The sequence below is a fragment of the Bacillus cereus group sp. N12 genome (assembly GCF_016483575.1).
GTDB classification, from domain to species: domain Bacteria; phylum Bacillota; class Bacilli; order Bacillales; family Bacillaceae_G; genus Bacillus_A; species Bacillus_A toyonensis.
The window spans coordinates 1-12,542 of sequence record NZ_JAEHBO010000111.1 but is presented as its reverse complement, the minus strand read 5'-3'; the positions used below and the strand labels follow the sequence as shown (position 1 = coordinate 12,542).

Sequence of the window (12,542 nt, the reverse complement as noted above, 5' to 3'; positions counted from 1 at the left end):
TCTCAATATCGTGTATTAGACACAGCTGCTAAAACTGGTATTTATCCTTTAATTACACACAATGTACCTAAACATGAACAAGAAGAGGCCATTTTTAAATTTGGTACTCATTTTGCTATATACTCTTTACGCAATGTTCAAAAGCTATTCCGTAAAGCGCATGACCTGCTTCATGCGAAATATGCTGTACCTGTAACCTTAGATGCTTACCATCGTAATTACATGCAGTATCAAGAGGAATCCCTATTTAGAAAATATGCTTATGAGCAAGGAGTAAATATTAACGCATATACAGCATTAGAAATTGAAATCCGTGAACTATTAAAGTCTAGCGGGCATCAAGGAACTAACATGCCTAGTGATATTCGTGAACTGTTCATTGAAAAAGTTGATAAATTGTCGAAAGAAAAGATTCGTGTAATTGAGGTCCCTGAAGACTTTGATTTAATTCAGTTTCTACAGTCCTTAGAAGCATACTACCGTTCAACAAGTGAAACACCACATTCAGTTGATCAGCTGCTTCCAGCAATGTAAAGATACAGCTCTCTATTTTTGAAAAAACAAAAGTGGAGGGCTATTCGTGTTGAAGATACCCTATGAAATGCATTACTTCAAACAAAACAGAGAGAAAGTTTTCAATTTTAATGATCACGCCTCTCTATTTTTTATGCAATTACATACATTGCATGTAAATCAAAATGAGATATTCACAATTTCTGAGTTATTAAATCTGAATTTTCAATCCTTTTGTGTCATTTCATCTACAAAAAAGCATAAATATTTTTTATAATTCTGTTGATATCTTAATAATTTTGACATGATGTGTATAACATAAAGCCTTAAGTACTGTTCTTATCATGTTCTATCTCTAAATCTACTTAAAATCAGAAAAACTTCTGTTAGTTATGTTTAAAAAGTGGATTCTGTTCCTAACTTTGACCAATTTGTTAATAAATTGTGTGTAGTTTTTAAGAAATGTGGAAAGCTTGTTCATAAATCAGCAAAATTTGTATTTATTATTTATTCATTCACTCGCATCAAATTAACGATGATTATATGTAGTTTTTATATACCTACTTTACGATATTTTGTAGTTTTTAATCATCATCCAACCCATTAAGTACGTTCCCAGTATTTACTTTTTATGATTTTTTACGGCTAGAGTAATGATGAACCCTTAGCACAGCAATGTTTTAAGACGATTTTTTCTCTGTATAAAAGTATTATCTTTTTTCTTTATATATATTAAAGATATATATTATATTAGGTTTTTATATTGTGTAATACTTACTATAGAGAATAGAACCTGTGTAAAACCAATTTCATTTCTTAATGGAATTGGTTTTTTTATGTACTTTAATAAACATTATATTTAGGTTTAATCTTCCTAAAAAAATTTTGATATAAAACATAATTTTTTTTATTTCTCTTAGATTTCCGAAAAAATTAAATCATACTTAAAGTAGATAGTTAATTAGTGGAAATTACAATGAACCTTGTAATCTCCTAACCATTTAAAAAGAGAGGTGAAGACATGGTAAAAAAGAAATCCCAGAAAAACGCCGAAAAAAAGAAATTTACATTCTTTAAAAAGGCAAAGAATAAAACAACTGAACTATTAGATATGCAACAAGAAAATTCAGAAGCACTTAAAGAAAAGAAGACACGTAAAACGAGGGAGAAAGTTCCAGCTATAACAGGAAGAAAAGTAGGTAAGGTTACATTTTGGTGTGTGATGGGATTCGTGTTTGCAGGAAGCTCCCTTTCATTTATCCAACAGCAGTAGCTGTTCAAGAAAAGAAGGAGGAACCCGTAAAAGTTAAGATGTCGGAAGCAGAATTAATTGCATATGCCAATAGTTTTGCCGCTGATTATTTTAACTGGAAGGTTGATATGAATGTAGCTGAAACACGGAAAAAACGATTAGAAAAATATTTAGTTGAAGGATCCGATGAGCAAGGAGGATTAAATAGGGATAGTTTAAAAAATGCTTCTAGTACGTTAGTTAAGTCAGAAGCTGTAGAGGTTCGTCAAAAAGGAAATGAAGCAGAAGTTACATTGAAAATCATTCAAAAACTAGAACCTGTAAATAATCCAGCTCCTGGAACGACTCAAGCCCCAGATACACCAAAAGAACCTAAAGAAGTGACAAGGTACTTCTCTATTCCAATCTTAATGGAGAAAGAGAAGATGGTGATTCCTGACAATCCTACAATCGTTCATGGAGAGAGAGAAAAGGCATCTTATAAAGTGGCTACATTTAAACCAGAAGGACGAGAAATAAATACAGATGCAGAAATAAAAAAAGTAGAACAATTTTTGCAATCTGTATTTAAAGTGTATACAGAAGGAACACCAGAAGAAATTGCTTACTACTTTGAAAAAAGCAATATAACAAATGGACTAAAAGGTATTATGACATTTAGCAAATTAGAAAACTTGCGGATTTATGAAGATAAGGATAAAGGGTACAGAGTCTTAGTTGATGCCAAATTAAAAGACAACGATAGCAGCTTAGAGTACACATACACATATGATTTAAATCTAGTAAATAAAGATAATAAGTTTTCAATTAGCTCTATGAAAAAATTTGAAAACACATTAGAGAAAGTGGAGGGTAAATAATTATGGAGCTTTTGGGATTAGATATGGTTGCTCAGCAATTACCTGCTATTACAGATGCAGCTGTAATAGGTAATATAAATTTTGGAGTAAATATTAAAAACTGGTTAGTAGCTCAATTGGGCCCGATCTTTTTAGTTGTAGCACTTATTGGAGTAATCGTCTTTGCAGTTAAACGACAAATGGCTGGTTTACTTGGTTGGATAATTGTTTGTGCACTATTATCAGTTTTTGTATTCTCACCAGACATTTTCAAAGATCTTGGTACAAAATTATATAATTTAGTATTCAAGTAATAAATTAAAAATCTCTAAAAATATTAAAGGGGTTGGTAGAAATGACTCAAAAGCCGACTCGTAAAGAAGTTAGGACATACAACTCGATATGGGATATTCCTAAGAGTTTATACGGGATAAGGGACTTAACTCTCCCTTTCCCAGTTCCTTATAGACAGTTGGGCTTCTTTGTTGGATCTTTACTTTTAATTTTAATTCTAGATCAGTTTTTACCTTTAGGAAATAATGTGTTTTTAAAATATTTAATATTACCAGGTGGAATAGCATATTTCTTTGGCAATGTAGAATTGGATGGAAAAAGCCCGCATAAATTTTTATTTCGATTTTTCGTGTTTATGTTCGAAAGTAAGAAGATTAGCCGCTATAAAGATACAACTGGTAATATTGGAAACTATCAATATAAAACCTTAATACGATTCAAGGATGATTTAATCAATAATAAGTAATTAATTAATCTATACGGAAGAATTATTTTAGTCTCATATTCTTCTCTAAGGAGGGTAAAATGAATCAGGTTGAATTTCCAGTCAAATACTTTCACAATAATTTGATTTTTAACCAAGATGGCTCTTGCTGGGCGTATTATGAGGCATACGGAATACCATACGAGTTCCGAGGAGATGATGATAAAAATACCTTATTCATGCGTCAACTTGGCTTGTTTTGGAATTTTGATGAAGAAAAGCACCTCTTAATGATTCCTGTTTATCAGAACTTCCAAGAAAAAGCAGATGAATTCAAAGAAACAGTAAGCGGTGAATTAAAAGAACTTGCAATTGATCATACAGATGATGTCGTACATGAGCTAGAACGAAAATTTGGTAAAAATGCAGTAGAGTACCAATATTTTATTGGCGTGAAATTAAAGGTAAGACACATACAAGAAGGGTTTAAAGAAATGTTGTACACAGCATTTCATACCTTTAAAAACACTGCAGAACAGTTTGGGTTACTTGGTGATACCAAAATACTAAAAACTGATTTGGAGATGTTTAAAAGAGAAGCTAGCGCTTTTAAAAATAAAATAAGAAAACATTTGGCTGTAAGGGCTCTAGAAACTAATGAAACGCAATGGATTATATTAAGAAACTTCTATCGCACATTAGAGGCGCCAGTAACTGCTGGATGGACACCTCCCGTACAAAATGACGACTCTGCAATCATACCAAATCAAGAAAGCTTATTACGATTATCCGAAGCAGAATTTGATGTTAAAGGAAGACATATTGAAATGTCCCAGATTGGTACCGACGGGTTAGAATATCCAGCATATATGAGCTTTTTATCTACATCTAAAATCCCATATACGATGGAGTTTCCAGACCAAGAGTGGATGTATATGATTCAAAACATAGATTTCCCTATTGAATTAAGTGTCCGTACAGAAAACATAAATCATCGTAAAGCACTATCTAAACTAAATAAGAAGAAAAAGGATTTAGAAGATCAAGAAATGCATGCAAGGGAAAATGCACAAACTGTTGGATTAAACGTGTATGAAGGTGTTCAGGAAGCTACTGAGTTACAAGCCCTTATACAAAAGACACGTATGCCATTAGTTAAAACATCGGTATCTTTCTGTATATGTGCTGAAGATTTAGATACAATGCGTCGAAATACAAATTCACTTATTTCTATTTATAGAGAGATGATGATTGAACTAGTAAGGCCGTATGGAGATCAGTTCCTACTGTTTAATGAATTTATCCCTGGTTCAAGAAGATATGTAAATGATTATATACACTTTATGGAACCTGGAGTTCTAGCAGCCGGTATGTTTGGTGCAACACAAGATTTAGGAGATAATATCGGGTTTTATATTGGAACAACTGGTATTTTAAACAAAGCAGTTTATATGACACCTTCACTTGCAGCAACAAATACCGTTGCAAATCAAAAAACAAGCGCACTTTCAGTTGCAGTAACAGGAAGTACTGGTTCCGGTAAATCATTTGGAACGAACTTAATTGTTTACCTAGCCGTACTTGGAGGAGCTCAAACACTGATAGTCGATCCAAAAGGTGAGAGGGGAAACTGGACAGAAGATTTACACGGTCTAGAAGGTAAAGTAAACGTAATTACACTAGGGACTGATAGACGAGATGAAGGGAAACTAGACCCATTTATCATTCATAAACATAGTCGGAAAGATGCAATTGAGTTAGCGATGACAATTCTTACTTTCATTACAGGTATTAAACCAGATAACTCGGAGAAATTCCCGCGCTTAGCTTCAGCCGTAGAATTCGTAGCAGGAATGGAAGAGCCGTGCTTAACAGCTGTGTCTCAATACCTTGAAGATAGTGATGATAAAGTGGATCAACAATTAGCCGCTCATATTCAAGCATTTGAGAATTTATCATTTGCACACTTAATCTTTGGGGATGGAACAAATAGAGATATTGAACTTGATACAGCAGTGAATATCATACAAATTCAGCATCTTGATATGCCAGATATTCAAAAAGATCCGAAAGATTACACCTTACAAGAAAATTTATCAGTTAGTATGCTGATGTCTCTATCTTCTTTTGCAAGAAAATTCTTTCAAAAGGACCCTACTAAATTCAAAATTGTTCTATTAGATGAAGCATGGGCAATCATGGGAACTTCTCAAGGGCGAGAGTTAGCTCGTAAGCTAGTTCGTGAAGGTCGTGCTTTAAACTCTGCAGTATACTTTGCAACTCAAAGTGCAAGTGACCTTGGAGATGAGACATTTAAGAATAATATCGGTATGAAGTTCTCATTCCGTAATACCGATAGTAAAGAGATTTCTTCAATCTTAGATTTCTTTGGATTACCTGATAATGAGGAAAATCATGCGATTGTTACTAATTTAGAAACAGGACAATGCTTATTCCAAGATATCCAAGGAAGAACAGGTGTTGTCACAATGGATGTAGTGTTTAAAGATTTATACGATGCATTTGATACAAGACCAAATGCAAGAAAGAATTATAGAAAGTCAAATGATGATGAAAGGCAGGAAGTTAATGCAACCTTTGTCGAAGAAGGGGGAGAAAAAATAAATGTAGGAGTGAGTTAATATGTTAAAAACTAAATTCAAAAAAATCATGCTAACAAGTCTATGTGTAGGTACTCTTTTCCTGAGTGCAGCATGTGGAAATAGTGAAAAAAATGTTGGGGAAGAAAAAGATAAACAGGGGCACACTCCAAGGGAAGTTATGTTAGATTTTGTAGAAGCTGATTTACAGCGTGATCATAAAACAATACTTAAACTCGTAGTGGATGGGGATAAAGATACTATATTGGACCGAAATCAAGGACCTAAAAATAAATTATCTTACAAAGATTATAAAGTAAAAGAGTATGTGGTGGATAAGGATACAATTATGTATAACTTTAGCTCCAAAAAACCCCCTAAAAACATCGATAAAGAAGTGAAGTGGATAAGGGTAGTTCGAACAGGTGAGGGTTTTAAAGTACGTAGTTATGCTGCTCCTTATCGAAACGAAATTGATGAAGTGGCAGATACTAAACCAACAAGCGAGTTTAGTTCAAACGATTAGTAGGTTTTCCCATAAAAAGGGGGAGTAACATGAGATGAAAAAGCTTATTACCCTATTGTTATTAATTTGTACTTTGCTTTTAGCATTTAATTTACTTTTTAAAGCTGCACCAGTATATGCAGATGAGGAACCCAGACCATCTCTTTTAGATGATATTATTCCTAAGAATAAAGAAAAATTAAAATTCGAAGAACATCCTCCAAGTAGTTATGGAATTGATATTTACACACCAGAAGGTGGATTTGGTGAATCCCTTAAATTTTGGAGATGGGGAGATAAAGTAAAAGAACAAATGGTCGCTGTATTGTTTAGCCTTATTAGTATTGGATGGACTCTTAATCTTGCAGTTAGTACTTTTGTAACAAGTATGGTTGGGCAATCTATGAGTCTCAATATTGTAGCTGATGTAGGAGATAAATTGGGCGATGTAATTTCTAAAGCAGCAGGGTTTAATGGTTCTTGGGGTTCAGGTGGCATTTACAGTGAGCTAATAGGCCTTATGTTAGCATTATTAGCTTGCTGGGTTATATGGGTTGGATTTGTAGAGCGACGTCAATCAGAAATGCTAGGCGGCTTATTGAAAGCTTTAGGTATTCTAGTTTTTACATTGGGTTTCTTTGCAAACTCAAGCTATATCATTAAAGGTCTAAACAATTTTTCCGAACAAACAAATAAGACAGTTCTTGATGCTACTCAAAGTATTGCAGGGACTAAAGAAGGTTATTCAAGTGGTGTAGATTCCATTACCGATTTAACACATACTCTATTAATTAAACAACCTTATACATTATTACAATTTGGTACAACAGATATGAAGAAAATTGGTGATGAAAGAATTAAAAAGATGCTAACAACTACTAATACTGATGAGAGACAAAAGCTTCTAGAACATGAAGTGAAAGATGAAAATAATAAAATTCTGGAATTAGACGCTACCTTTGAACGTGGCGCATTAGTACTATTACTTTTTGTAATCAATGGACCATTATGGGTGGTCTTATGCTTATGTAGTATGGCGATGCTATTCTATCAATTGATGTTCATCATTGTGGCTTTAATGTCTCCAGTAATGTTATTGATGGCTTTAGTACCAGCGTGGGCCGGGACAGCAAAGAGATTTTTAGCTGAACTTTTTAGAACATTACTTATGAAAGTTGCAATTGGTTTTCTATTAACTTTAATGTTTTGGGTTTCTTCAATCTTATATAGCGCAACTGATAAGTATGGTTATTTAGTAGTTGCTGCATTACAAGTACTTTCGTTCTTAGGTGTTTGGTTATATCGTAAAACAATTTTCGATGCTATTACTACAGTACCAGCAAGTGCAGGAGCAGCCCGAGCATCAGATGCTATGAGTAATATTAGGCAGAAATATCGTGATGTTAGACGTGGATCTAAGACAGTTGGAAGAGGTGTAGCAGTAGCTGGTGCCGCGGGTGTTGCAAGTGCGGCAATGGCCGGGAAAATGGGTAAATCAGGTTATAGTAAGTTTAAACAGTTGAAAGAAAACTATGCTGATAGAAAAGAAAAGGTAGCAGATGGTAAGCGTAAGGAAAAAGAGCAAATGCAAGCAGAAAAAGAAAAAAATATTAATCAAATGAAAAAAGAAGAAAACTTAGGTGTTCGCGATAGAAAAGGAAAACAGGAGCAAGAAAGGGTTCAGGAAGAAGTAGCCGCAACTAAAGAAAATACAGAATTAGCAGTAAGGGAGAAATCTCAAGATAATAATCCTGAAGTACAACAAGCAGAATTAAAAGATAAAGAAGAAGATGTAAAAGCCCAAATCAGACCGGCTGCGACTCAAAATAATGGTGGTCTCGAGAATAAGCAAGAAGATGTAAAAGCGGAAGTAAAACCAGTAGCGGCAATTAAAACACCAACGGGTCAAACTAAGTCAACGGATGATAAACCAATTATAACACCACAGTCAGGAACGACACCAGTACCAGCTAATCCGATGGAGAGCAAATCAATTACAACACCACAGTCAGGAACGACACCAGTACCAGCTAATCCGATGGAGAGCAAATCAATTACAGCACCACAGTCAGGAACAACACAATTACCAGCGAACCCAATAGAGAGTAAGCCAGTCACTACTTCCCAGGTGAGTACACCACAAAAACCAGTAGAGGTAAAACCAGTTAATCAACAACAAACTAAAAATGTTCCCAAAGTGAATAATCAACAACATGTAAAAGAAGGGGCAGTAATTAAAAAAGTTGACCGAAAGTACAAACACAACAAGAAGCCGTGAACTACTCGCCACTTAGCAAAGCTTGAAGTGGGAGCTTCTCAGTTCCGCGAAGAAAGTAACCTTTCGTCTCCCTGAGCGTTACTTCGGGGTGTTCCACCCCTAGATGTCCAACGTATGGACGCTCTTTTGGTACGGTTGATATTTTACGCAGGAACCGAATGGCTTGTTTTTCGCACTCTATTTTCTTCCTGCAACCTTCTATATCAAGTTATCAAAGAACTTCATATGGTTAGTTTATTAAAAGTTTTGGCTATGCCAAACCGAATTTCATCTCCCACTTATCGTTGGGCTACGCCTTTCACACGCTTGAGGGAGGAGAATTCTTTCAGGGAATACGTTAAAAAATATAAAAGCAAAAGAAACCAAAAAACAAAAAAATTCAGCTCGTGAGGGAGGGTTTATACATTGAGTGCGGAACCAAATCGCGACTTTGAAAATGAACACCATCCTGAAGCTGAACTAGGGAATGCTAAGCCTGCCTTGAAAAAGGCAGGCCATTCTTTAGGGAAGATGGCTGGTAAAGGAACAAAAGTAGCGGGTAAAGCAGTTGCACAAGTAGGGAAGAAAGTAGCAGTAAAAGTAGCACAGAAGGCAGCTACAGTTGCTGTTGCAAAGCCGTTATTAATAGTTGCCGGTGTTATTATGGCTGTTGTTTTAGGTTTAGGTATAGTGATATTTTTATTAACTGCCACAATGAGTGAAGATGAAGTCAGTCCTGGAGGAATTGGTGGTCCTTTTGCACCGGGTACTGCAAGTGTCAGTCCTGAAGTAATGAGATGGGAGCCATTGGTAAGGAAATATGCGGCGCAACATGGCATAGAAGCAATGACTCCATTAATATTAGCTCTTATTCAACAAGAAAGTTCTGGAACACAATTGGATGTTATGCAAAGTTCAGAATCACAAGGGTATCCTCCGGGGTATTTTACTGATCCAGAGGAAAGTATCAAATATGGTTTAATGCATTTTGCTGATTGTCATAAAAAATCAAATGGTGATCAAAATACTACATTACAATGCTATAACTACGGGACCGGATACGCTAACTATGCAGTTTCTAAAGGTGGATATACACACGAGAATGCAAGGGCATTTTCTGCAGAGCAATCAGCTAAAAATGGGTATAAATGTGGTTCGTGGCGAAGTGCAGAGGCAGTAGCTAATAATTGGTGTTATGGTGATCCAGACTATGTCCCACATATTATGAGATACTATCAACCTGGTCAAACCCCTGGTGGTTCAGGTGGAATTGCTGGCGGTAGCGTTTTAGGTGATGATGTATTCCAAGCAATTATGGCAGAAGCACTAAAGTATCAAGGATGGCCATATGTGTTTGGAGGACGAACACCAAATACTTCATTTGACTGTAGTGGAATTATTGAGTATACGTATTCAAGAGTTGGTATTAATTTATTTGGTACTGCACAAACCCAATGGGATAAAACCCAACGTATAACAGATCCTAAGCCAGGAGATTTAGTGTTTTTCCATAGTACTTATGCTACAAGTAACTACATTACGCATGTTGGCATTTATGTAGGAAATAATACAATGTATCATGCTGGCGACCCGATTGGCTATGCTGATTTAAGTAAACCATATTTTCAACAGCATTTTGCGGGATATGGTCGTGTAGTTAGATAATAATGCATGTAACATCTAGCAACTTATGAAACTGCGAAAAGGAGGTAAATGATGAATAAAATTACCATTATAATAGCAATTTTATTAATAGCTAGTGTAGGGTTTTTAATAAAATATCAATCTGATAATGAAAAACTTAAAACTGATAATATAAAATTAACGAAAAAAGTGGAAAAGGTGGAGGCACAATACAACGATACGGAAAAGGAATTGTCAGCTCTAAAGAGTAATAATCAACAACAAGTAAAGGAAGCGGCAGAACGATTTCTTAAAGCTTTCCGTACTTATGATACGGGTAAAGGTGAATCATACCTTGCTAATATCGATGCATATATAACACCAAATGCAAAGAAAGAATTAACACCACCAGGTGGACCAACGCAATCTGCTCCTGGAACTGGAGATGAGAAAGAAAAGAAGAAAGTTTCATTTCAATCTGAATACACAGGTGGCGAGTTGTATTATGCATTTTTGGATACTACAAAAGCAAATGTATTAGCAAAAGTGAAAAGTAAAATTACAGTTAATGGTGTTTCATCTGATAATATGTCATTAATGCAAATAAATCTTATCTATGATGGAAATAAGAAGTTATGGCTTGTCGACAAACTTATACCTTTAGCAGATTTAAAAGATCATATGCCTTAAGTGGTGTACACATATTACATGTAGAGTAATAGAAAAATCCCTCTTAGCATTGTTAATAAGAGGGGGTTTTTGATGTTTACTGTAAATTTGAAATAAAGTCGCATCTCACGGTTAATAAAATAATATCAGGTTGATAATGTTTCCACTTGAATAGATTTTGCTTTTCCATACTGAACATGTCTTTTTTTAGAGTACTGGTATCAGTATGTCCAAGTATGGGGAGGTACTGCAGATATTTTGAAGTTTTTGCACTAGAACCTAAAATCTTTTCTTTTATCTTCATAAAATAAATTTTAAAAATTTCTATTTTCTGAAAAAATACAAATCATGAGAATTCTTTTGTTTGTTATAACGTATAATTTCACGTATTATTAAATTCTTTTTAAGGGGGAATGTCATTTCTAATTTTAAATACTGGTTATTTTTTTGGGGCGGTTAATTGCAATCATAATTACGTGAAGGGTGGATCTCTAAATTTTTGCCGGCAATTCAGTCTGAATATTCAAATGATTTCGATTTGAACAACCATAAAAAATAGTTTTGTTGTAATAACAATTTAAAACTAGATAGAGAGGTTGATGTGTTCTGAATAGCCAGTGGTTACATAAACAAAAGAATGGTTTGAAAAGAATTTCAAAAATATTTACCAAAAAGACACTATCATGTTTAGTTTTATCGGTAGGGATTTCATTGGGAGGAATACCATTAATAAGCAATTCAAGTGCATATGCAGATTCAAATTCGTGGGATTTTCAATACACAGGTAACGTTCAAAGTTTTACTGTTCCTTACACTGGAACATACAAGCTCACAACTTGGGGTGCACAAGGCGGAGATAATGGTACCGAGACCTTTCCTGGCAATTCCGATCAAGGCGGTCTGGGTGGCTACGCAGAAGGAGAAGTCAGTTTAACCAAAGGCGAAACGATCTATGTCGTCGTCGGAGGACAAGGTGAAAATGCTGTAAATGATGAAAATAAGGGCGGCTATAACGGTGGTGGAGACAGTAGCTGGGGATCTGGTGGCGGTGGTGCTACCCATATCGCCACGGTGGATGGATTGCTTGCAAGTCTAAGGAATAACACATCTGCCATTTTAATAGTAGCCGGCGGCGGTGGCGGTGTAGCTGGTGGAGGGAAGTCTGATAGAGATGGCGGTTATGCTGGCGGTAGTTCTGGCGGACCTTCGTATGGCAACAATAAAATGGCTACTCAAACAAATGGATACAGCTTCGGACAAGGGGAACCTGTTTCCATTGAGGGGTTTTATTCAGGTGGTGGTGGTGGCGGTTGGTATGGAGGCTATTATGGTACAGAAAAGATATTTAAAAGTTATGGTGGCGGCGGATCGAGTTATATTGGTGGGGCTTTCGATGGTGAGACCATTGCAGGAAACCAATCCATACCTTCTCCATCTGGCGAGACGAAAACAGGTAACACAGGGAATGGATACGCAAGAATCACCTATAAAAAACCTGATGACACAACTTCACCTGTTACAACCGATAACGCACCAACAGATTGGGTGAATAAAGATGTTACCGTT

7 protein-coding genes and 4 pseudogenes are annotated in these 12,542 nt (G+C 35.4%); 10 read left to right on the top strand and 1 reads right to left on the bottom strand.

The window, feature by feature from the left end; genetic code table 11:
- The 9 genes and pseudogenes from JDS92_RS27675 to JDS92_RS27635 form a co-directional block, all read left to right on the top strand.
- Nucleotides 1-534: pseudogene (locus JDS92_RS27675) on the top strand (hypothetical protein); the annotation flags it as partial.
- A gap of 1,000 nt (nucleotides 535-1,534) precedes the next feature.
- Nucleotides 1,535-2,625, top strand: a pseudogene (locus JDS92_RS27670) (conjugal transfer protein).
- Between the two features lie 2 nt (nucleotides 2,626-2,627).
- On the top strand, nucleotides 2,628-2,918 hold the full coding sequence (locus JDS92_RS27665; RefSeq protein ID WP_000421392.1) for a hypothetical protein: 291 nt from the start codon (nucleotides 2,628-2,630) through the stop codon (nucleotides 2,916-2,918).
- Nucleotides 2,919-2,959: 41 nt separating this feature from the next.
- The gene (locus tag JDS92_RS27660) at nucleotides 2,960-3,364 is read left to right on the top strand and encodes a TcpE family conjugal transfer membrane protein (RefSeq protein ID WP_199632862.1); all 405 of its coding nucleotides are present in this window, start codon (nucleotides 2,960-2,962) and stop codon (nucleotides 3,362-3,364) included.
- Between the two features lie 59 nt (nucleotides 3,365-3,423).
- On the top strand, nucleotides 3,424-5,964 hold the full coding sequence (locus JDS92_RS27655) for an ATP-binding protein (RefSeq protein ID WP_199632861.1): 2,541 nt from the start codon (nucleotides 3,424-3,426) through the stop codon (nucleotides 5,962-5,964).
- A 1-nt stretch (nucleotide 5,965) separates the two neighbouring features.
- On the top strand, nucleotides 5,966-6,448 hold the full coding sequence (locus tag JDS92_RS27650; RefSeq protein WP_097956996.1) for a hypothetical protein: 483 nt from the start codon (nucleotides 5,966-5,968) through the stop codon (nucleotides 6,446-6,448).
- A 34-nt stretch (nucleotides 6,449-6,482) separates the two neighbouring features.
- Nucleotides 6,483-8,731: pseudogene (locus tag JDS92_RS27645) on the top strand (CD3337/EF1877 family mobilome membrane protein).
- 379 nt (nucleotides 8,732-9,110) lie between these two features.
- Nucleotides 9,111-10,349 carry a bifunctional lytic transglycosylase/C40 family peptidase gene (locus JDS92_RS27640; protein ID WP_098756013.1) on the top strand — a complete coding sequence of 413 codons (1,239 nt, stop codon included), beginning with the start codon at nucleotides 9,111-9,113 and terminating at the stop codon, nucleotides 10,347-10,349.
- A 51-nt stretch (nucleotides 10,350-10,400) separates the two neighbouring features.
- Entirely contained in the window at nucleotides 10,401-10,997 is a 597-nt protein-coding gene (locus tag JDS92_RS27635) for a hypothetical protein (protein WP_199632859.1), read from the top strand.
- Nucleotides 10,998-11,100: 103 nt separating this feature from the next.
- Here the strand turns inward: JDS92_RS27635 and JDS92_RS31650 are convergent.
- Nucleotides 11,101-11,166 (bottom strand): annotated as a pseudogene (locus JDS92_RS31650) (IS6 family transposase); the annotation flags it as partial.
- 521 nt (nucleotides 11,167-11,687) lie between these two features.
- On the opposite strand from JDS92_RS31650, the gene JDS92_RS27630 reads away from it, so the two are divergent.
- Nucleotides 11,688-12,542, top strand: an 855-nt coding sequence (locus JDS92_RS27630) for a glycine rich domain-containing protein (RefSeq protein ID WP_242476050.1), incomplete at its 3' end; no start/stop codon positions are given.

Excerpts from the sequence above, each read along its gene's own strand:
- JDS92_RS27665 (WP_000421392.1), top strand. The coding sequence starts at position 2,628 with ATGGAGCTTTTGGGATTAGATATGGTTGCTCAGCAATTACCTGCTATT.
- JDS92_RS27660 (WP_199632862.1), top strand. The coding sequence starts at position 2,960 with ATGACTCAAAAGCCGACTCGTAAAGAAGTTAGGACATACAACTCGATA.
- JDS92_RS27655 (WP_199632861.1), top strand. The coding sequence starts at position 3,424 with ATGAATCAGGTTGAATTTCCAGTCAAATACTTTCACAATAATTTGATT.
- JDS92_RS27650 (WP_097956996.1), top strand. The coding sequence starts at position 5,966 with ATGTTAAAAACTAAATTCAAAAAAATCATGCTAACAAGTCTATGTGTA.
- JDS92_RS27635 (WP_199632859.1), top strand. The coding sequence starts at position 10,401 with ATGAATAAAATTACCATTATAATAGCAATTTTATTAATAGCTAGTGTA.